The 23,280-nt window shown below is 33.8% G+C and carries 16 protein-coding genes; 3 read left to right on the forward strand and 13 right to left on the reverse strand.

The window, feature by feature from the left end; genetic code table 11:
* Positions 1–26: 26 nt before the first annotated feature.
* The 10 genes from AC5ZCW_RS08475 to truA form a co-directional block, all read right to left on the reverse strand.
* Positions 27–617: a hypothetical protein gene (locus AC5ZCW_RS08475; RefSeq protein ID WP_496119091.1), complete on the reverse strand. Its 591-nt coding sequence runs from the start codon at positions 615–617 to the stop codon at positions 27–29.
* Positions 618–837: 220 nt separating this feature from the next.
* Positions 838–2,226 (reverse strand): dihydrolipoyl dehydrogenase, encoded by a 1,389-nt coding sequence (gene lpdA, locus AC5ZCW_RS08480; RefSeq protein ID WP_073416603.1) that lies wholly within the window; start codon positions 2,224–2,226, stop codon positions 838–840.
* Positions 2,227–2,625: 399 nt separating this feature from the next.
* On the reverse strand, positions 2,626–3,210 hold the full coding sequence (locus AC5ZCW_RS08485) for an NUMOD4 domain-containing protein (protein WP_111379090.1): 585 nt from the start codon (positions 3,208–3,210) through the stop codon (positions 2,626–2,628).
* 225 nt (positions 3,211–3,435) lie between these two features.
* Entirely contained in the window at positions 3,436–4,200 is a 765-nt protein-coding gene (locus AC5ZCW_RS08490; RefSeq protein WP_496119094.1) for a LytR/AlgR family response regulator transcription factor, read from the reverse strand.
* Between the two features lie 138 nt (positions 4,201–4,338).
* Positions 4,339–5,658 carry a RagB/SusD family nutrient uptake outer membrane protein gene (locus tag AC5ZCW_RS08495; protein ID WP_496119096.1) on the reverse strand — a complete coding sequence of 440 codons (1,320 nt, stop codon included), beginning with the start codon at positions 5,656–5,658 and terminating at the stop codon, positions 4,339–4,341.
* Between the two features lie 12 nt (positions 5,659–5,670).
* Positions 5,671–9,009: a SusC/RagA family TonB-linked outer membrane protein gene (locus tag AC5ZCW_RS08500; protein ID WP_496119098.1), complete on the reverse strand. Its 3,339-nt coding sequence runs from the start codon at positions 9,007–9,009 to the stop codon at positions 5,671–5,673.
* A gap of 16 nt (positions 9,010–9,025) precedes the next feature.
* The gene (locus AC5ZCW_RS08505) at positions 9,026–11,620 is read right to left on the reverse strand and encodes a zinc-dependent metalloprotease (RefSeq protein ID WP_496119100.1); all 2,595 of its coding nucleotides are present in this window, start codon (positions 11,618–11,620) and stop codon (positions 9,026–9,028) included.
* A gap of 86 nt (positions 11,621–11,706) precedes the next feature.
* Positions 11,707–13,110: a sensor histidine kinase gene (locus tag AC5ZCW_RS08510; protein ID WP_343541762.1), complete on the reverse strand. Its 1,404-nt coding sequence runs from the start codon at positions 13,108–13,110 to the stop codon at positions 11,707–11,709.
* A gap of 190 nt (positions 13,111–13,300) precedes the next feature.
* The gene (locus tag AC5ZCW_RS08515; RefSeq protein WP_496119102.1) at positions 13,301–15,055 is read right to left on the reverse strand and encodes an ABC transporter ATP-binding protein; all 1,755 of its coding nucleotides are present in this window, start codon (positions 15,053–15,055) and stop codon (positions 13,301–13,303) included.
* An 83-nt stretch (positions 15,056–15,138) separates the two neighbouring features.
* On the reverse strand, positions 15,139–15,873 hold the full coding sequence (truA, locus tag AC5ZCW_RS08520) for a tRNA pseudouridine(38-40) synthase TruA (RefSeq protein ID WP_496119104.1): 735 nt from the start codon (positions 15,871–15,873) through the stop codon (positions 15,139–15,141).
* A 468-nt stretch (positions 15,874–16,341) separates the two neighbouring features.
* Here truA and AC5ZCW_RS08525 point away from each other — a divergent pair, with 468 nt between their 5' ends.
* Together AC5ZCW_RS08525 and AC5ZCW_RS08530 are read left to right on the forward strand one after the other, a co-directional pair.
* Complete coding sequence (locus tag AC5ZCW_RS08525) at positions 16,342–18,258, forward strand: SPFH domain-containing protein (protein ID WP_281633309.1); 1,917 nt, start codon at positions 16,342–16,344, stop codon at positions 18,256–18,258.
* A gap of 174 nt (positions 18,259–18,432) precedes the next feature.
* Entirely contained in the window at positions 18,433–18,927 is a 495-nt protein-coding gene (locus AC5ZCW_RS08530) for a metallophosphoesterase family protein (protein WP_281633308.1), read from the forward strand.
* On the opposite strand, the gene AC5ZCW_RS08535 is transcribed toward AC5ZCW_RS08530, so the two are convergent.
* The 3 genes from AC5ZCW_RS08535 to AC5ZCW_RS08545 form a co-directional block, all read right to left on the reverse strand.
* Positions 18,928–19,842 (reverse strand): sensor histidine kinase, encoded by a 915-nt coding sequence (locus AC5ZCW_RS08535; RefSeq protein WP_496119107.1) that lies wholly within the window; start codon positions 19,840–19,842, stop codon positions 18,928–18,930.
* Between the two features lie 10 nt (positions 19,843–19,852).
* Entirely contained in the window at positions 19,853–20,512 is a 660-nt protein-coding gene (locus tag AC5ZCW_RS08540; protein WP_496119109.1) for a response regulator, read from the reverse strand.
* Positions 20,513–20,661: 149 nt separating this feature from the next.
* Positions 20,662–21,072, reverse strand: coding sequence for a DUF4293 domain-containing protein (locus tag AC5ZCW_RS08545; protein ID WP_008468670.1), 411 nt, complete (start codon positions 21,070–21,072; stop codon positions 20,662–20,664).
* Positions 21,073–21,253: 181 nt separating this feature from the next.
* On the opposite strand from AC5ZCW_RS08545, the gene rho reads away from it, so the two are divergent.
* Positions 21,254–23,098 carry a transcription termination factor Rho gene (gene rho / locus AC5ZCW_RS08550; protein WP_496119111.1) on the forward strand — a complete coding sequence of 615 codons (1,845 nt, stop codon included), beginning with the start codon at positions 21,254–21,256 and terminating at the stop codon, positions 23,096–23,098.
* Positions 23,099–23,280 lie beyond the last annotated feature (182 nt).

A 23,280-nucleotide genomic window follows, 5' to 3' on the forward strand; every position in this document is an offset into this window, starting at 1 on the left:
TTTTATAAAATAATTTTTAAACTCTCTTAAAAAACATATCCAACTCTCAAATGTAAATAAGGAGTGTATTGGCTTTCAGTTGAATTAAAGCCATCTACATTTTGTGCGTGTCCATTGTATGAATTTGCTTTTAGGAATACAAGTCTGTAGCCTAATCCAACCGCGGCTTCATAAGTAAAATGATTGCCAATTGAACGCTTTATTCCCCAAGTTGGAATAATAGATAAATCTGCTGTTTTAGTGATATTGTCGTCTAGATTAATTACAAACCAATCTGGGTGGTAACTTGTTTTTAAAGAAAGATAGTTTCCGCTATTGTTAGAAATTTTTCTTCCATTTGCATTTCTTTTCTTCAAGTTGTAGTAAAATCTTGGTTCAAGAGCTATAACAGGCTGTAGGATAAAACCAGCTTCATCATAATGGTCTCCAACAGCAAAATCATATTCTATACCAATTTCGCTTCGTAACGCAATTGAATTTGAAAGTTTTAATTCGTTATTGAGCCATAATCCTGCAAATCCGGTTTGAACTGAGAAGATTGATTTTTCGACGCTGACATCTTGGGCTTTTAAAGTAATTGATATTCCTAGAATAATAAAAAGGAAAATTTTTTTCATACTATTTTCTAATTTTTTTTAATGGGTTAGGTTAGTTTTTTTGCACGAAAATAGTATTAAAATATTAAAAAGCTAATTTCTAAAATGGTAAAATTTGTACCTCTAAGATTGGAATGGGAGAAAGCAAAAAAAATCCGATTTACTAAAAGCAAATCGGATTTTATAAATTGAAAATTATATATAACTCCGTAAAGACATTTAGTCTCTACTTTGTATATTTTTACAAGTGAATTACTTCGCCGTAAGCATCAGCTACAGCTTCCATAACAGCCTCGCTCATTGTTGGGTGAGGGTGGATAGATTTAAGGATTTCATGACCTGTAGTTTCTAGTTTACGAGCTACAACTGCTTCAGCAATCATATCTGTAACACCAGCACCAATCATGTGGCATCCTAACCATTCTCCGTATTTAGCATCGAAAATTACTTTTACGAATCCGTCAGCATTTCCAGCAGCTTTTGCTTTTCCAGAAGCTGAGAATGGGAATTTACCAATTTTTAATTCGTAACCTTTTTCTTTAGCTTGTTTTTCTGTTAAACCTACAGAAGCAATTTCTGGAGTTGCGTAAGTACAGCCAGGAACGTTTCCGTAATCGATTGGGTCTACGTGTAAACCTTTAATTTTTTCTACACAGTTAATTCCTTCAGCAGAAGCCACGTGAGCTAAAGCTTGACCTGGAGTAACATCTCCAATTGCGTAGTATCCTGGAATATTAGTTTCGTTGTAAGCGTTTACTAAGATTTTATCTCTGTCAACAGCAATTCCAACTTCTTCTAATCCGATGTTTTCAATGTTTGTTTTAATTCCAACTGCCGAAAGCACGATGTCAGCTTCTAGAACTTCTTCTCCTTTTGCAGTTTTAACGAAAGCTTTAACTCCAGCTCCAGTTGTGTCGATACGCTCAACAGAAGAGTTAGTCATTACTTTAATTCCTGATTTTTTCAAAGAACGCTCAAATTGTTTTGAGATATCTTCGTCTTCTACAGGAACTACGTTTGGCATAAATTCTACGATAGTAACATCTGTTCCCATTGAGTTGTAGAAGTGAGCGAACTCCACTCCAATTGCTCCAGAACCAACAATGATCATAGATTTTGGCTGAGTTGGCAATGTCATTGCTTGACGGTATCCAATTACTTTTACACCATCTTGAGGTAAGTTTGGCAACTCACGAGAACGAGCACCAGTTGCGATGATAATATGATCAGCGCTATATTCTGTAACTTTATTGTCTTTATCAGTAACGTCAAGTTTTTTTCCTGGTTTTAGTTTTCCAAAACCTTCAATAACGTCAATTTTGTTTTTTTTCATTAAGAATTGAACACCTTTGCTCATTCCTTCAGCAACACCACGGCTGCGTTGAATAACAGCAGGGAAATCTTTATCAAATTCAGAAACTTTCAATCCGTAGTCAGAAGCGTGTTTAAGGTAATCAAAAACCTGAGCAGATTTTAAAAGCGCTTTTGTTGGGATACATCCCCAGTTAAGGCAAACTCCACCTAGATTTTCTTTTTCTACTACAGCAGTTTTAAAGCCTAATTGTGAAGCTCTAATCGCTGTTACATATCCTCCAGGACCACTTCCTAAAACAATAACGTCGTATTTCATTTTTTTTGCTTTTAGTATTAACAATCGAATGTGAAGTTTATATTTCCGAAACTCATCTTTCGATTTCTTCTTTTGTTATTTGTGATTGCGAATTTAAGGATTTATTTTATATGAACACTTGAAATTTTGTTTTTAAAGACATAGATTTTGGTCTTTTCACAGAAACCGAATGAATTGTGAATTGTAAATTGTGAATTATGAAGTGATTTTTGTTATTTGGTGAGTAATTGTTGATGGTTGATGGTTTGTGGTTGATGGCGAAAAAAAATAAGCCACAGATTACACAGATTAAAATGATTTTCAAAAAATCTGTGTTAATCTGTATAATCTGTGGCTTATATAATTATGAGTTATGAATTTTGAATTAATAATTAACCATTCACAATTAACAATCCATCATTAAATTTTCACGTGTCCCCAGTTTTCTCCGCTGGCAATTCTTCTAATTTGCATTTCGCTTACACCGAATTGTTTGGCAATCATTTTAAGACGTGTTTTTTGTTCTGGTCTTGCGAGGATTTTTTTTATTAACATCACTTTTGTAGTGGTTAATTTTCGTCCGTCAGCTTTTAAGTTGTGTTCAATTAAGTTCTTCTTTGCCTGAATCACGCGCGGACTTTTACGGCTGTGTGCCATCATTTCTTGTTTGGTTGCCCAGCGCAAGTTTCTTACATCATCGTTGGCTCTATTGTAATCTAGATGCAGTACATAGGTTTGTTCTTCCGATTCTTTCGGAATAAAATATTGGGCAACTAATTTGTATAAGAAAAGATATTTATTTACGATTTTATCGTCTTTTTTAACCTTAAAACGGAAAGTTGGATATCCGTCGCTTAAACCGCCTTTTAAGATGCGTCCGTTTTCAATATCGTCGGTAAAACTTATTAATCTTCCCCTGTTTGAAATGGCATATCTTAATTGTAATGAGGCATTTATTTCTATTTCTTTGAATTTTTCATCAGGATAAAATCTATTTTGTGGCATTGTCTTTTACATTTGATTTCTATACTCTCAAAGATAAAAAATAAACCAAAAATTTCAGCTATCTCATTGATTGTGAAAGGGCAATTTTATGATTTCTATAACGCTAATTTAACGTTTTAAAGTGTTTTTGATAGTTTTTAGTCGGATTTTAAATCACAAATTATCAAAAACGCAGTTTTCTTGTTTTTTGAATCTGGATTAATTTATAGCTAAATAATTATTAAATTATTGATCCAGCCAATTTTTGAAGTTGTTAATTTCTTTTTTACTGATATAAATTGCGTCAGATTCAGCTGCAGGAACCGTCAAAATCAATTCGACCTTCTGGTTGGAATGTTTTATCACTTCTTTAATAGTGTCTCGGCTAACGATATATTTTCGGTTTATTTTGAAGAAATTGAAAGGGTCGAGACTATTTATAATATCAGTCAAAGTACTATTGTACAAATAGCTGTTTCCAGATTTTATATGAATAAAAAGATGTTTTCCAGTCGCTAGAAAATATGAGATTTCGTTTTCATTAATAGAAATCATTTTATAACCGTGATTTACTAGGAAATGACGCTGTATTTTACTGCTTTCAGGATTTTCAATTGCAACTAAAGATTGAAGTGTAGCATTGCTGTTAAAGCTATCTTTTATTTTTTTGAATTTTTGAAGCGCTTCTAGTAATTCTTCTTCTTCAAACGGCTTTAAAAGATAATCGATTGTAAAATGTTTGAAGACAGAAATGGCATAAGAATCGTAGGCGGTTACAAAAATAACAGGGCAGGAGATATCTGTTTTTTCGAAAATTTCAAGACTTTTTCCGTCGCCCAAATGGATGTCCATAAAAGCAAGATCTACTTTGTTTTCGCTAAAAAATGCTACAGCTTCTTTTACCGATTTTAAAACGTTGATTGCATCAATCGATAAAACGTCCTGCTGTTCTAAAATAGATTTTAGATAGCTGGAAGCAAGATGTTCGTCTTCGACAATAGCAATTTTCATTTTACGGACTTTAAATAATCAGTATCTTTTGCAAAGATAAATCCATTCGTAATAAACAGGCTCTTTTGTTGGTAGTTTTTTATAAAAAAAGGCCTAGCTGTAAAAACTAGACCTTTTAAAAAAAACAATTAGGTAAAATTATAGATTGGGATTGTTCAATCTTGCGTTTGCTGGATAGATAATAGTATAACGCGGATCATTTTGTATTAAAGTGCTTTCGGTGCTCAAGAATTTATGAACGATTTGTTTTTGAGTTGTTCTTCTTAAGTCAAACCAACGGTGACCTTCTACAGCAAATTCTCTATGTCTTTCTTCGTAAATGAAGTTCGTCAAATCTGCAGTATTCATTGCTTTAACTTCACCTTCTAGCTGCGTATATCCAGTTGCCGAATATCTGTTTTTAATGAAATTTAAAACTGTTGCTTTTGCATCGTTAATATTGTTTAATTTCAATAAAGTCTCGGCTTTTGTTAAAAACAATTCTGAAGTTCTAAAAGATGATTTTTGATTATCATTTCCTCCTTTTAGAATTTTGAAACGGCTTCCGCTTGCTGAAAAATAAAGCGAGAAACGTAAATCTGTTGTTTTGTTATACGCTGCAATTAAATCTGGAGAAGCAAATGAAGCTCTTTGAATACCCACTATATATCCATCTTCTAATGCTAAAATCGATTCTTTTCCGTCAAATTTTGTAGCCAGAACTGGAGTTGCTTTTAGGTCAATTAAAGTATTGTTGATTTCTAAAGCTTTGTTTGCAGCATCTAATGATTTTTGCCATTGCTGCTGATACAAATACACACGGCTTTCTAAACTGAATAAAGCAACTTTTGAGAAACGATAGTTTAATCCTGTCGCCTGCTTGTTTATGTTAATTAATTTCTCTGCTTCTTTAGTGTCAGAAATAATTTGATTGTAAACTGCTTCAACGCTGTGTGGCACAAAAACTTGTTCTAAGTCAATTTCTAAAGCTAACGGAACTCCTTTGTCTGTAGCTGCAGTTGAAGGATTGTAAGGTTTTCCGAAAAGGTTAACCAAATCAAAGTTTGCCATTGCTCTCAAAGCATAAGCTTCTCCTAATAATTGATCTTTTTCCTCAGATGCTTCTACTTTTTTTGAAGCTTCATTTATAACAACATTGGTGTAAAAAATGACATTGTATAAATCTTGATAGTGAAACTCTAATGTACTTTTATCAGGATTTGCATCTTTCCATAAATAGATATCTTTGTAGATAGAAACTTCACTGTTGTCCTCGTTCATTACTAATTCGTCTGTACGAACTGTAGACAACGATTTGTGCTCTGGATATGAAGCATATCCTTTGGTTAGAACTGCACGAAATTCTTCTAGCGATTCTGGAATTACTTTTCCTACTGGAGTAATGTCCAGATAGTCATCGCAGCTGCTAAGGGCAATAGCAGCAACGAATAGTGTTATATATTTTGAGAATTTTTTCATCTTTTTTAGTTTTTAGAAAGTAACATTAAGTCCTAAAGTAAATGATCTAGGAACTGGCTGTGCATAAATGTTTCCGTAAGTTTCAGGATCAAAATAACCTTTGTAATCTGAGCTTATCACAAATAAGTTTCTTGCTTCAAGATTTAAACGAATACTTTGAATGTTGATCTGATCTGTGAATGTTTTTGGGAATGTATAACCAAAACGAACACTGCTTAATCTCATATAACTCATTTCGCTAACCCAAGTATCTAGGTAGTTATAAGTATTGATTTGATTTGCACCAGAAAACCAGCTATATGCCATCCATGAATCGCCCGTACCAGAATCTTTACTCGTAATACCAGGTAAATTAGATGAAGTATTGGTTGGTGACCAAGCGTTTAAAATATCAGTTGTATAATTCTGTCCTCTGTCTACTATTGTTCCGTTGTAAGGAGGTGTTTTGGTAACAGTTTGTTTGATATTGAATGATGCAGCAATCGTAAGATCAAAATTACGAATCTTAAATGTGTTTGTAAGACCTCCTGTAAATTTAGGATCTTTGTCTCCTAGGTAAACAAATAGATCTCTAAATTCTGCTGGCGTTAAACTTGACTGTGTAATTTCTCCAGGCAAGAATTCAGCATAAGGGTCAAATAAACCAAAGAAAGTCTGTGCATTTACAGTTTCTCCTTTTTTGTTTACAAATAATGGATAGCCATTTTCGTCGATTCCGTTTGTTTTAAACCCGAAAACAGCGTTTACAGCATGACCTTCTTGGTTTGGCAAATAACTGTTGTCTCTTATTTCTAAACGGTCAATGTTACTTTTGTTATGAGCAAAATTAATTGTGGTATTCCATTTAAAATTAGGACGATCTATGTTTTTTGTAGCCAAAGCGATTTCATAACCTTTGTTGCTTACTTGCGCCCAGTTCATATTGGTAAATTCAAAACCATTTTCTAAAGGAAGCGCTTTCATTCCAATTAAATCGGTGCTTTTTCTTCCGTAGAAATCAGTTACAATGCTAATACGGTTATTAAATACGCCAAGATCAAAACCTAAATTGGTGTTTTCTGTTTTTTCCCAACGCAATTTGCTGTTTGGAGGAGTCATTACTTCAATTATAGGTTCTGTCTGTCCTGGTAAAATCGTAGTAGTTTTATTTTCTCCAACTACATAAGGTGAAGTATTTTTATCAATATTACCTTGTAAACCGTAAGAAGCACGAAGTCTTAAGTTAGAAATCGTTTTACTATCTTTTAAGAAATTTTCTTGAGATACTAACCAAGATCCAGATGTTGACCAAAGTGGCAAGTATTTGTATTTAGGGTCTACACCAAATAAATCTGATCCATCATAACGAACACTTCCGTAGAAACTATATTTTCTGTTGTAAGTATATGCAGCTGTTGCAAAGAATGATGCAAAGGCATTTTCTTTTTCTGTTTTTATGAATGTTTTGTAAATAGCATCATTAACAGAATTCGAGTTAGGGAAAATAATTTGCTGTGTTGTCAAATTCTTTTCATCATAACCAAAACCTCTTGTCAAGATAGAAGTGTTTTTATTTCTTCTTAATTCATTACCAACCATTACTTCAATTTCGTGTTTTTCTCCTAAAGTTTTAGAATAGTTCACCATTGTTTTTAAGTTGTACTGAAAAAAGTCTGTGTTTGTATTTTGAATAATTCCACCTTCAGGAAGGAAATACTTTTGAACTCCGCCAGAATAATAGCTTGTTTTTTCTTTTTGTTTTCTAGTGTAAAAAGTTTCCTTGCCAGCAAATTTTTCGCTAGAAGAATTATCCAACTGTAAACCTAATTGACTTGATACTTTCAAATCTTTTGTGATTTTATACTCAGCGTCAAGCAACGCTTTTATAGCTCTTGTTTTTAAATCGTAGGAAGTATTGTTTCTTTCTTCTAAGAAATTAAAAGGCAATTTAATATCAGAATAAGAAGCAATGTCTGGGTCGTATTTATAACTTCCATCTTCATTGTAAGGAGTAAGGTACGGATTTACGTTTCTTGAATAGTTTGCAGGATTTGTAAAACCATCAGTATCTGTTACGTAAGAAGTAGTTTTAGTATCTGAACCAAAAATACCTACACCCACTTTAAATTTATCAGTAATGTCGTAGCTGTTTTTTAAAGTTAAATTATAACGTTTAAGACCAGTTCCAATAGTTGTTCCTTTTTCATCATAATATCCTAAAGAGAAATAGTAGTCAGATCTTTCGCTACCTCCAGACAAACTTAATCCGTGTTGCGTATTAATAGCATTTTGGTATAATAAATTGCCCCAATTTGTATTGATGCCTCTTAAATTATTGATTGACTGTTGTGTTTGCGGACTCAAAGAAGAGAATCCACCGGCTCTGTATGCGTCTAATTCATTCGCTCCATTTAGGATACGAGCAACATCACCACCGGTGTCTCTGTAAGTCAAATCTGCACGGCTCGCCATATTAAGTTCAAGATCAACTTTCTGATTAGAGTTCATTAAGTTTAATTTTGAAAATTCTGGCCTTTGCGTAATAAAAGTATTGGTGTTGAAGCTAACGGTCATTTTACCGCTTCTCCCTTTTTTAGTTGTAACAACGATTACTCCGTTTGCAGCACGTGCGCCGTAAATAGCTGTCGCGGCAGCATCTTTTAAAATGGTAATATCTTTAATGTCGTCTGGATTTAAACCAGCAATAGAGTAGTTGCTTAATAAATCGATATTCTCTTTATCGTAATTTTTTGGAACATCATTGTTCTCTAACGGAAGTCCGTCTAATACCCATAAAGGATCTTGTGTTCCGTTTAGAGAAGCTGTACCTCTAATTCTAATTTTTGCCGCTGCACCTGGCGCTCCTGACGGAGTAGTAACAGCAACTCCGGCAACTTGTCCAATCAATAATTGGTCAATACTAGCAACACCTGTCTGCTGAATTGAAGCCATATCTACCTTTGTAATGGCAGAGGTTAGTTTTCTTTTTTCAATTTTCTGATAACCTGTTATTACAACTTCCTGAAGTTTTGCGGTTTCAGAAGTTAATGCAATAGTATAATCTTTTTGAGCCGTTAATTCAATAGTATACGATTTGTATCCCATGAAGGTAACTCTCAAAGTGGTAACATTTTTTGCGATTTTCAAAGTGAATTTACCATCGAAATCTGATGTAGTTCCAATTGCTTCACTATGAATAATACCTGCCATAGCAGTTTTATTTGATATCGAATTATTCTCAACAAAGATTGATGCACCTGGAATTGGCGATGAATCTGCTGCATCTTGAATGATCCCCGAAATGGTTCGGGTTTCCTGCGAGTATCCTGCGATGGCCAGGAACAGCAGTAAGGCTTGTAAAATTTTTTTCATGTTTTTGGGTTGTGTATTAAAAGGTTGTGTTTAGACTTTTTTCAATTCGCTGTATTAAATCGCGGTAATGGTTTTGGGTTGATTGGTCTCCAGTGTTCTTTTTGGTTTTTAATAACTGAAGCACTTTTAATAATTCGCCTTTTTTATCTGATGTTACTTCTGCAACTCTACTTAAAAAAGCATTATTAATATTTCTTGCTGTATGTGCATCATCTAAATAATTGCATAAATGTGGCATGCTTAAAGTCTGCTGAATTTCGATTGATTTCTTCGCTTCGGTTTTTTCAAATAATTTATTTGTCGAAATAATTAAAACATCAACATAATTCTTTTGAGTCATACGCTCCAGAATTGATAGTGATTTATTCGCAATTGTTCCAGCAAAAACGTTTTGATGCATTTTTTTAAACAAATCATTTACGGTAAAAACAGGGTCTTTAGTTTTATTTCGCTGATATAATTCATTCTCTGTCATTCGAAGTAAACGGTCGTCTCTGAACAAGCTGTACATAGCATCGTATTGTAATCCTCGTGCCATTGTGTATGGTGTATACTCGTAAGGTCCAAAAGGAGAATCTTTCAACGGATTTGTTTTTTCTAAAATATCATTGAAAAACAACCACTGCGGAATTGTAAGGACATTTTTAACTAAATAATCTGCAGCTCTTTTCTGCATTGCAGCAGGAACTGGAACATAACTTTGTTTGTTATCGCCATGAACCGTTGTATTTAAATAAACACCACCAATATTAGCTAATACATGCTCATTGTATGTTTGCCACTGGCCAATAGCTCCAATATACAGTTTGCCTGTTTCGTAGTAAGACTGATCTTTTTCGTAAGTCCAGCTTAAAATATTATCTACAACACGCTTTAAGTTTTTCAAACCGTATTCGCTTGCTTTCATGGCATCATTTCCTAAATCTTCAGACTGAGAACGAGGATCAATTACATTTCCTTGCTGCTCACCATAAAAATAAATGGGGTCATCTTGATGTTTTGTAATTAAGGCGTTTAGTTTTGTTGTTTCGTTGTCGTTAGGCGAGTACCATCTGTAACCCCATTCAATAGCATATTTATCGTATTCTCCAATTTTCGGAGTAATAACTGTTACGTTGTCTTCTGGCTGAGCTACATAATTGTAACGGGCATAATCCATAATTGATGGAGCAGTTCCGCCCATTTTTGCTGTGAATTCTTTAGACCGCAACGATTCTACATCGTAAGCAAAAGAAGAACCCATATTATGTTTTAGACCAAAAGTATGTCCAACTTCGTGAGATGAAACAAAACGGATTGCTTCTCCCATATGTTCATCACTAAATTTATTTCCTCTAGCTTTAGGATCAATTGGTCCTGTCTGAATGCGCATCCAGCTTTGAAGCGAAGTCATTACATTATGCCACCAGATAATATCGGCTTCAATAATTTCACCGCTTCGTGGGTCAACGACAGATGGCCCCATAGCATTTGATTTTGGAGACGCAGCGTATGTAATTACCGAATAGCGAACGTCATCAATATCAAAATCTAAATCTTTATCAGTAGGTTCTTTTGCGATAATAGCGTTTTTGAAACCCGCTTTTTCAAAAGCTGCCTGCCAATCGTGTACTCCATCAATAATATATTTTCTCCATTGTTTTGGAGTCGACGGATCGATGTAATAAACGATTGGTTTTTTCGGCTCTACTAATTCACCTTTCAAATATTTTTCTTCATCTTCTTTTTTAGGTTCTAATCTCCAGCGTGTAATGAGTTCTTTTTCAACCATTGCCTGCTGTGCATCGGTAAAATACCAATGTTTTTCAGAAAAGAAACCAATTCGGTTATCAGAAAAACGTGGTTTCATTGGAGTTTTATCCAATAAAATAATATTACTTGTTACGCCAAGCGTTACCGATAACGCCGGTCCGCCTTCGCTTACAGAAGTCGTCAGTTGTGATTTTACGACAATGTTCTTAGGAAACGATTTTACACCTTCAATATAAGAAAGTTCAGATTTTACAGATCCTCCAAAACCAATGTTGCTCAAAACATCATTGAAGCTTTTTTGTTTTCCGTCAAAAATCTTGTTTACTTTAATAACGACAGAAGTCGAATCGTTGTTCTTGGTTTCAATATCAAAAACTTCAATAATAGATTCTGCAAAATTATTTTGAACCGATTGTGTAATCGCATCTTCTTTTGGTGAAGAAACCTTAGGAACATAAGATTTTACCCAGACTTTCTTTGCTATTGTATCTTTATAAAAACTAATGACTTTGTTTTCATAATTCATTCCTTTATTTAAGCCAGCTTCGTTTACTTGAAAAGGAACTTGAGATAATTTGTTTACCACTAAAAATTCTCTTTGGAATAAACTGTCCTGAATTTCAAAATAAACATCGGTTTTTACTTGAATGACATTGAAGATTCCCTTTTTTACAGAACCTTTTTTTACAAGGTCGTCGTATTTTTTACCTTTTTTAGAATCGGTAGAATCTTTTTTAATTTCAGTTTTGTCCTCTTTTTTGTCTTTCTTTTTCTTTTGAGAATGAACGGTAAGCGGCGATAATAATAATAGGAGTATGCAAATTGTTATCAAATTATGCAGGAATGATTTTTCCTTCATCAGATGTTAAGTTTAGGTTAATTTTAGGTCCGAAACTATTTTATTTTAGTTCATGAAAAAAACAAAAAGGAGTGAGTGGCTTTTTTTTAGGAGTGAATGGATATTAATGGAAGAATACAAACAAAATAGCCATCTTTTTCTGATGTCTTAAATTCTGTTTTTGAATAATAATTGTAGATACTCTTTAGGTAATTTAACCCAAATTTAGTACTCAATTCTGCAGTCAATTTCTTTTGAAGATTATTGCTGATGATAACCTGATCTTCTTTAATCAGGATTTTTGTAGTAAGTGGACTTTCCTGAGTGGCTCTATTATGCTTAATAGCATTTTCGACCACAATCTGAAAAGCAAGATAGGGGATGTGTTTGTTTAATGCAGTTTCGCTTTCAATTTCGATAGAAAAGAATAATTCTTCCTTAAAACGAGTTTGCTGCAAAAAGATATATTTTTCGATAAATAATAATTCGTCCTTCAAGCGAACAATGTTCTTTTCTGGCGGATCAATTAAATAACGATAAATACGAGATAGGTTTAAAGTAAATTTCTGCGCAACTTTAATATCACTTCCAATCAGCATATAAAGCGAATTAAGCGAATTGAATAAAAAGTGCGGATTAATCTGCTCTTTTAATTGTTGCAACTGAATCAAAGCTTTTTCTTTGATGATTTTTTCGTTTTCGACTAAGAGTCTGTTTTTCTCTTCTGTAACAATTTCTTTTTCTTTATAGGCACGTCTGCTGGCATAAGAGAAAAGAGAGAAAATCAGTAGCAACATTACAGTTGTAATCAAATAAATTGAAGTTGAGTACTTTTTAACTAAAGCTACATTTTCGTCTGCAACCATTTTTGGAACATTAACACAGATGAACCAGTTTGAGTTTTTAATGTCCAGTTTTTTGGTAAAACGAATCACATCCAATTGCAAGAACTCAGACAAAGTTGTGCTTTTGGCGAAATCTTGTTTTTTGCTATAAATAGTGTCAGACGGTTTGAAAGATGAAATCTTAAAAATATTTTTTCCAAGAAAAGCAATTTCCGGATGGTAAATGCAAGTTCCGTTTTTATCAAAAACAAAAGCGTAATTAGTAGCCGTTTTGGTTTTGTCTATTTTAGAAATATAACTATGAAGCAATCTTAAATTGATATCATAGCCATATTTTACAATGGTTTTGTTTTCTGAAGTTAATTTGAAATAAATACGCCAAACCCATTCGTTTCCTTGCGGAAGAATTACGCTTAGATGATCACTGTTTTTATTTTGAAGAAGAAATGCTTTTACGTCATTTTTAACTTCATTAGAAATAGATGGATTCCCGTATTGAATTGCATTTTCGTTAATCTGAAACCAATTGTTTACAATCAGTTTATTATACGTTTGAAGCGAAGATAAAAGCTGGAGATTATTACCTAGGTTTTGCGAATTGCTTATTTTTAAAACATGCTCAATTTTTTTTTCCTGCTCTAAAAACTTCGAAAGCTCTTCGGACATGAATTCCTGCTTTTTAAAAAAATTGCGCGTAGCTATATCGTCATTCGATTTTTCAGTTAAATCAGTAATCAGATTGCTTAGAATATAGACTGCCGAAACCGTAATCAGAATCGAAACAATAACATATATTAGAAATGCGCGCCTAGAGGTAATATTTTTTAATCTAAATTTCAAAAAGTAACATCATGACTTAGTTTGCCACAGCAAATTGCGAGTCATATAAATTTTTATAATACCCATCAGTCTTTTGCAATAACTCCTGATGTGTACCTTGTTCAACAATCAATCCCTTATCCATCACCACAATCTTATCTGCATTTACAATTGTTGCTAATCTATGCGCAATAATAATAGAAGTTCTTCCTTTTGTAATCGTTTCTGTTGCACGCTGAATCATTTCTTCAGAATACGTATCGATTGAAGAAGTTGCTTCATCCAAAATTAAAATACTAGGATTACTCACATAAGAACGTAAAAAAGCAATAAGCTGTCTTTGTCCAGACGAAAGCATAACGCCTCGCTCTTTTACGTCAAAATCATAATTATCCGGTAAGTTCATAATAAAATCATGAACACCGATTTTCTTTGCTGCATCAATTACTTTATCTCTTGTAATTTCTGGATTGTGCAGTGTAATATTATTATAAATCGTATCGGCAAACAAAAATACATCTTGCAAAACCACAGCAATTTGTTTTCTTAAAGAAGCCAAAGTATAGTTTTCTATGTTTTCGCTATCAATACAAATTGTTCCGCTGTTGATTTCGTAAAAACGATTCAGTAGATTAATGATAGTAGATTTTCCTGCGCCTGTAGAACCAACAATCGCCACAGTCTGTCCAGCAGAAACTGAAAGATCAATACCTTTTATGACTTCTTCTTCCGGAATATAACTAAAACGAACATCTTTAAAATCAATTCTTCCATCAAAAACCGGCGCTTCAATTTTTCCAGTATCCTGAATATGATCTTGTGTATCGATAATATCAAAAACACGATTGGCAGCAATCATTCCTAATTGCATCTCATTAAACTTATCAGCTATTTGTCTCAACGGATTAAAAAGCATTCCGATAAACATAGTATACGAGAATAAATCTCCGAAAGTCGTAAAATGATCTCCGTTCAAGATTCTGAAACCACCATAAACCACAACCAAACCTAAAGTAATAGACGAAATAATATCGGCAATAGGGAAGAAGATCGAGTTATACAGAATTGTCTTAATCCAAGCTACTCTATGTTTGTTGTTAATTTCTTTAAAGTTTTCGGCTTCAATTTTTTCGCGGTTAAAAAGCTGTACGATTTTCATTCCCGTAACGCGTTCCTGAACAAACGAGTTCATATTGGCAATCTGTGTTCTTACTTCCTCAAAAGCAACCTGCATTTTGCGCTGAAAAATTCTCGTAATATAAACCAGAATAGGCATGGCAATTACCACAATCCAAGTCAGCTTCCAGTTCATGTAAAACATAAAAATAAGAACCACGACCATTTTCATCAAATCGCTTATAATCATAAATAAACCCTGACTGAAAATACGAGCAATCGATTCAATATCCGAAACCGCTCGTGTAACAAGCTGCCCAACCGGAACCAAATCAAAATACTTCATTCTAAAACTTAGAATATGCTGAAAAAGTTTCGTTCTAATATCTTTTACAATGTCCTGACCAAGCCAGTTGGCCCAATACACAAAGTAAAACTGAGAGAAGACTTCCATCAATAAAACTACGCCCATTAAAATAATATACATCAATAGACCCATTTTGTCATGAGTTTTAATGTATCCGTCTACTGTTTCTTTCAGTAAATAAGGACGAAGTGCAGCAAAAATAGACAGTGAAATGGCGAAAATAATTACGCCATAATAACGCCATTTATAAGGGTGGGTATATTTTAAAATTCGTTTAAATAATCCTGTATCGAATGCTTTTGCTTTCATTTGTTTTTTCAAGCTTTAAGCTTTAAACTTTAGGCAATAGGCTTAACACTTAGTGCTTAAAACCTACAGCTTATAGCTTATAGCTATAAATAATCGTAATAAATATTGGTCAAATATAAACCATGTGCCGGAACCGAAAATCCAGCTTTTTCTCTGCTTTTGCTGGCAATGATATTTTCAAAATCGGTTAAAGTGATTTTCTTTAAACCTATATTAATCAAAGTACCCACAATTGCACGAACCATATTTCTCAAAAAACGATTTGCCGAAATCGTAAAAATCAGTTTCCCATTTTCTTGTTTCCAGTATGCCTCAAAAATCGTGCAATCAAATGTGTTGACGTCAGTATTAACTTTTGAAAAACATTGAAAATCGGTATGCTTTAATAATATCTGAGCGGCTTCATTCATTAAATCTACATCAAGTTGCTGCGTAACATACCAACTCAATTCCTGTAAAAACGGATTTTTAATCGTATTGATATGATATTCGTAAGTTCGTTTTGTTGCGTCAAATCGGCAATGAGCGTCATCACGAACCGGAATAATATCAAAAATCGCAATATCTTTTGGCAAATAAGAATTCAGTTTATAAATCAAAACCGGAATATCCAAAACCTTTTCAGTATCAAAATGTCCGTACATCTCACTTGCATGAACACCAGTATCTGTTCGCCCAGCACCCATAATGCTGATCGTTTCGTTTAATAAAACCGAAAAAGCCTTATTTAAAGTTTCTTGAACAGAAGAAGCGTTTGGCTGTATCTGCCAGCCATGATAATGTGTTCCGTTGTAAGCGAATTGAATAAAATATCTCATTTTAAGGGACAGAGGTTCTGAGTGGCAAAGGTACAAAAAAAAGTTGCTAAGGTTCTAAGATGCTATCCCGATAACTATCGGGACTAAGTTTTTTTCTTTGTGTATATCTGTAGAGACGCACTGCAGTGCGTCTAACGCCAGATTGGAAAAATTGCACTTATATATAGGTATAATATTTTCGATATCTTTTTTAACTAATAAATATCCATTTCAGGAAAATCCAAAAACAAAAACTTACTGACTTAGTGCCTCAGAATCTTAGGAGCTTTGTTAAAATGCATTAAAAGCCAAAATACAAATCATAGTTTGTTCAGCTAAAAATCGTGTCAGAAATTGACAATTCCAACGATATAATTGAAATTATTTTTTAACATTTTTAGTCAGAAATTTCTAAATGTTAAATTTTAAAATTTTTCATTTTAACATTTCATATTTCTCCTATGTTTGTATCACTAAAAAACAAAAACTATGAATGAAATTACCTCTTATTGGTGGATACTTTTAATTGTATTTGCCATTCTTTTTTACAAATTTATTTTGCGCGTTTTCTTCGGAATGGTGATCGTTCCTGAGGATAAAATTGGTTTAGTAACCAAAAAGTTTGTTTTGTTTGGCGCAGACAAATCATTACCCGACGGTCGAATTATCGCAACAAAAGGCGAAGCAGGCTATCAAGCCAAAACACTTGCTCCAGGATTATATTGGGGAATGTGGATTTGGCAATATTCAATCGATATGACTAGTTTTACATTAATTCCAGAAGGAAAAATTGGACTAGTTCTTAGTAAAGATGGAAAAGAAATTCCGACAGGAAGAATCTTAGCCAGAAGAGTAGAAAGTGATAACTTTCAAGACGCAACAGCATTTTTAGACAACGGCGGACAAAAAGGGCGTCAGACTGCTTTTATTACAACAGGATCGTATCGTATCAATACGTTTTTGTTTGAGATTGTAATTACAGATCAAATCAAGATTTACGAAAACATGATTGGTATTGTTACAGCTCTTGATGGTGAACCAATTCCGCAAGGACAGATTGCGGGTAAATTTGTAGATAGTCACAACAATTTTCAGGATTTTGATAAATTCCTTGAACATGGCGGTAACCGTGGCTTGCAGCCTCAGGTTATGTTAGCGGGTTCTTACTACATTAATACTTGGGGAATTTTAATTGAACAAAATCCAATGACAGATGTGCCAATTGGTTACGTTGGTGTTGTCATTTCTTATATTGGAGAAGACGGACAAGATGTTACAGGCGACACTTTTAAACACGGAAATATCGTTTCAAAAGGACAGCGCGGTGTTTGGATGGAGCCTTTCGGACCAGGAAAGTATGCTTTGAATAAGTATACAACTAAATTAGAACCTGTACCAACAACAAATTTGGTTTTAAACTGGGCTAATGCAAGAAGTGAATCGCATGATTTAGATAAAAACTTATCTACGATTACAGTTCGTTCAAAAGACGGTTTCCCGTTCAATCTTGACGTTGCGCAAATTATTCACGTTCCAGCAGCCGAAGCGCCAAAAGTAATTGCACGTTTTGGTAGTATGAACAACTTAGTTTCTCAGGTTTTAGAGCCTACAATTGGTAACTATTTTAGAAACTCAGCGCAGGACAGTGATGTGATTTCGTTCTTGACAACTAGAAAAGAACGTCAAGAATCGGCTAAAAATCATATTAAGTTAGTTCTTGATGAATATAACGTAAATGCAGTCGATACCTTAATTGGAGATATTGTTCCGCCAGATTCGTTAATGAAAACGTTGACAGATAGAAAATTGGCTGAAGAAGAACAAAAAACATATCAAACCCAAAAATTGGCGCAAGAACAGCGTCAGGGAATGGAAAAGGAAACAGCAATTGCAGATATGCAGAAAGAGATTGTGCGAGCTTCACAAAGTGTTGAAATTGCGCAACGTACCGCAGATGCCACTGTTAAGAAAGCTGAAGGAGATGCAACAAGTTTAAAGCTCAATGTAAATGCTGAAGCAGAAGCTACAAAAATGCGTGCAAGTGCAGAAGCAGAAGCAACAAAAGCAAGAGCAGGAGCACAAGCAGAAGCAACAAGACTGAACGCAAGCGCAGAAGCTGAAAAAATCTCGAAAACTGGTTTGGCTGAAGCGGAGAAAATTATGGCGATTGGTAAATCTACTGCAGAAGCATATCAATTGCAAGTTAGTGCTATGGGCGGAGACAACTTTACCCGTTACAAAGTAACCGAAGAAATTGGTAAAGGAAATATCAAAGTAATTCCAGATGTATTAATTTCAGGAAACGGAGGTTCTGATGGTTCAATTAGTGGCTTATTAGGATTGAAATTGATGGAAATGATGGACACAAAAGAATTAAAAGAAGGAAAAAATCCTAAAAAACAATAAGTTCTACATCTTAAATAATTTCAAGAATCCGATTTGCGAAAGTGAATCGGATTTTTTCATTAAAAACTTACTTAGCAAAACAAATACTAGGATCTTAAGAACCTTAATATCTCAGGACTAAAAAAAGAAAAAACCTTAGTACCTTAGCACCTCAGAATCTTAGCACCTTAGAAAATGACCAAAATCCTGTTACTATCCGATACTCACAGTCACATCGATGATACTATTTTAAAATATGTTGCTCAGGCAGATGAAGTATGGCACGCTGGTGATATTGGAGATTTAAGCGTTACAGATGCTATTAAGAAACTAAAGCCTTTAAGAGCTGTTTACGGAAATATTGACGATGCAAAGGCAAGATTGGAATTTCCGTTAAATAATCGTTTTTCATGCGAAAATGTTTCGGTTTGGATTACGCATATTGGTGGCTATCCTGGAAAATACAATCCAAATGTTAGAGAAGAATTGGCTTTGAATCCCCCGAAATTATTTATTTGTGGGCATTCGCATATTTTGAAAGTCATGTTTGATAAAAAAAACAATTTATTGCACATGAATCCAGGTGCGGCTGGAAAGAGCGGGTTTCATAAAGTGAGAACCATGTTACGATTTGTAATTGACGATGATAAAATCAAAGATTTGGAAATTGTCGAAATAGGAGCGAAGTAATTAATGTGGCAACGGAATCTCGATTTTGATTTTAGTTCCTTTATTTTCTTTTGAAATAATAGACAAAGAGCCTTTGTATTTTTTAATTCTAGCCCTAATTCTGTTTAATCCAAAACCTTCTACATCTTTTAGTTTTTGAGTTTTAAAACCAATTCCGTCATCGTGAATACGCAGGACTAATTGATTTTCTTTTTCGGACAAAGAAAGTATGGCTTTTTTGGCATTGCTATGTTTAGTGATATTGCTGCATAATTCACTAACAATGAAATAGATTTTCATTTCAAATTTCTCGGCATATCTTTTACTGGTCGGAATAGAACTTGAAAAATCAAACTCCATAGCAGAGTTGGAGTTTTTTTCGCATAAATCTTCCAAAGCATATATTAATCCAAAACGAACCAAAAGTGTGGGAACAAGATCATGCGACATATCTCTTAAAAGTTCGTGAGCTTCTGATAAAATAGTTTTTGCTTTCTGTATTTCGTCCGATTTTATATTCTGCTGTGCTGTGAATGTATTTAAATGCAATCCTGCAGAAGATAATAGCGAATTGATATTGTCATGCAGAAAAGAAGCGATTTTTTTGCGTTCTGCTTCTTGCGAATCAATTCCGGAATTAATAATGTTGAGCAGAATTTTCTGTTTGGTGTCTTTTCGCTTTATTTTTTGTTTTAGTTTATTGTTTTGGTATAAAAAGTATAGTAAAAGAAAAATAATGAAAGTAAGGATGATAGATAAACTAACTATTTTTTTATTTCGTAATTGTTCTGATTTGCTATTAGGTTTAAGTTTAATTCTATTGTCAAATTGAGTTTGTGGCGCCTTTCTTTTTGAGGTATCTTTTGGCATCGCAATACTAGTTCCTTGAACAGCTAGAAATAAAGCTAAAGAGAAAAAAAAACGGAAACTAAACATACAATCAATTTTAAGGATTAATCAAATTGTTTTTAAGAGCATATTTAACTAAACCGATTGTGCTTTTAATATTCAGTTTTTTCATGATGTTCTTACGATGTGTTTCAACGGTATGCGAACTGATAAAAAGCTTTTCGCTTATTTCTTTTCCGCTATATTCTAAAGCAATCAAGATAATGATTTCAATCTCTCGCGGACTTAAAATCGGGTTTTCTGTAATCGCATTGTGATTTAGTTTGGGGCTGTCCATAAAAGAGTTGAAGATTTTTTCTCTAACAGCATCACTAAAATATTCCTGTCCTTGATAAACAGCTTCTACAGCTTCAATAATATTTTCTCCAGCACAATTTTTCGTCAAATAACCTTTTGCGCCCAGTTTCATGACCTCCTTAATAATTTTGAGATCATCGTAGCTCGATAAAATAATAACTTTACAAGGCAATTGTTTTTCATTAAACTCTTTCAGTGTTTCAATTCCGTCTTTTTTAGGCATGCTTATATCTAGAATCAATATATCTGCTTCGTCTTTAACGATATTGTCATAAACAGTAGTTCCGTCAAGCGAATTGCCGACCACTTCAAAGTTCGAAACGGTTTGGAGCAAATTAGATAAACCATCAATTAAAACCTGATGATCATCTGCAAGATGAATCCTTATTTTTGGGGCCATGATAATTTGAATTTGAAAATGCAAATTTATCATGTAAAACACGTTTTTAAGATGCTCTTTAGGTTTGATTTATAACAGAATAGGGCACAAAAAAAACCCGAATAAAAATTCGGGTTCTTCTTCGCACAAAATAAACTAAGTTTATAGGTTTACCTCAAACGATCAACAGATTTTACAAGATCTTCGTCCTTTTTGATGGCCTTATTAGCTAAAACTAATAACACGATAGCAACAATCGGCATGAACATCCCAATACCTTTCTCAGAGACCTCAGTCCCTCCAGATAAATTTAGTGATCGATATACAAATAATCCTAATAAAATTAAATTTAATATTATATTAAGTCTGTTTAATACAAACTGATTTTGTCTCTTTTTAAATGAAATAATACTGATAATACTAAGCATAGTTGTTAAGCCTAATAAAACAGTATAAAGCTGATCCTGCATAAAAAAGAATGGTTTTCCTGCACTAGTTGTCCAAAGCGGAACAAAAAGCATTAAAATGCCAGTTGCAGCAAAAGCTAGAAATAAATATACAGTCTGAATTCTTTGTATCATGGTCTAAAAATGTTTTACAAAAATATATTTTCTTTTTTTAAAATACTATTGTATGATAAAATTTTATTCGTATTATTGCATCATAATACCGTAAGCACTTCATACTGCGGTCAATTCAAATTAATTATCTACCTATTCTTTTTACAGTATTCCTTAAAATAATTAAATTCATAGAACATTCATGTTTGATATTTCTGCATTAAAAGAAATGAAGCTTTCTGAGCTTCAAGAAATAGCTAAGTTAGCTAAAACAATAAAGATTACTGGTGTCAAAAAAGAGACTTTAATTAGTCAGATTTTAGCACACCAAGAGAGTACTTCTGCCCCAGCTCAAGCTCCTCAAACAGAAGTAGTTTCTGATGCAAAAGACGATAAGCCAAAGCGCGCCAGAATTGCTCCAGCAAAAACAAAAGCAGCAAATACCAAAAATACTCCCGTTTTAGAATTTGATAAAGTAGAGGAAACTGTTCAAAAAAACGATACTGCTGATACAGCTGAGCCAATTGCAGAAAAGGCGGCGGTAGAAGCACAGGAAAATAAAACACCAGCAGCAAAAAAAGAGCCTAAAGCTGTAAAATTCAGTAAATCGGCATACGAGAAAAAAGTTGCCCTTAAAAAAGAAAAAGAAGCTGTAAAAGAAGTTACTGCAGAAGAGACTGTAGAATCAGCTCCATCAGAACCAATTGCTTCTGAGCCAACAGCCGAAACAGCCGAGAAAACTCCACAAATTGCTCCTGCAAAAAAGATCAATCCGAATCAGAATAAAAACCAGAACCAAAATCAAAACCCGAATCAGAACCAAAATCAAAGCGGGAATGGCAATGGCAATGGAAACGGAAATCACAATAATCAAAACTCTAATCATAAGAATAAAAAGAATAGCAATAATTTCAGGGATTCAGATTTTGAATTTGACGGAATTATTGAAAGTGAAGGTGTTCTAGAAATGATGCCTGACGGTTACGGATTCTTACGTTCATCAGATTATAATTATTTAGCTTCTCCAGATGATATTTATTTATCAACTTCACAAATTAGATTATTTGGTTTAAAAACCGGAGATACTGTAAAAGGAGTGGTTCGTCCGCCTAAAGAAGGTGAGAAGTTTTTTCCTTTGGTTCGTGTATTAAAAATTAACGGTCACGATCCGCAAGTAGTTCGCGATAGAGTTTCTTTCGAACACTTGACACCTGTTTTTCCTTCAGAAAAATTCAAACTAGCCGAAAAAGGCAGTTCTATTTCAACCAGAATTATAGATTTGTTTTCGCCAATAGGTAAAGGTCAGCGTGGTATGATCGTTGCACAGCCTAAAACTGGTAAAACAATGCTTCTTAAAGATATTGCAAATGCAATTGCAGCAAACCATCCTGAAGTTTATTTAATCGTTCTTTTGATTGATGAGCGTCCTGAAGAGGTTACAGATATGCAAAGAAGTGTTCGTGGTGAAGTTATTGCTTCAACTTTCGATAGAGAGCCACAAGAACACGTGAAAATTGCTAATATTGTATTAGAGAAATCTAAGCGTTTAGTAGAATGCGGACACGATGTGGTGATTTTATTAGACTCAATCACTCGTCTTGCAAGAGCTTATAACACGGTTCAGCCAGCATCTGGAAAAGTATTAAGTGGGGGTGTTGATGCCAATGCTTTACAAAAACCAAAACGTTTCTTTGGAGCTGCGAGAAATGTAGAAAATGGAGGATCTTTAAGTATCATTGCAACTGCATTGACTGAAACGGGTTCTAAAATGGACGAAGTTATCTTCGAAGAATTTAAAGGAACGGGTAACATGGAACTTCAATTAGATCGTAAGATAGCCAATAAACGTATTTTCCCTGCAATCGATCTTACATCGTCAAGTACACGTCGTGATGACTTATTATTAGACGAGAAAACATTGCAAAGAATGTGGATTATGCGTAAATATCTATCAGACATGAACCCAGTAGAATCTATGGACTTCGTAAACGATCGTTTCAAGAAAACAAAAAACAACGAAGAGTTTTTGATTTCGATGAATGACTAGGAAAGTTGCTAAGGTTCTGAGACGCTAAGATTCTAAGGTTTTTAGCATTAAGAAAATGTAAATCAATAATAAATAACAAAAAAAAAGGATGAGTTAAACTCATCCTTTTTTTTTATGACCGTTCCTAAAAGAAACCTTAGAACCTTAGAACCTTAGAACCTTAGAATCTTAGCATCTTAGCA

Source organism: Flavobacterium sp. PLA-DH12 (assembly GCF_059511845.1).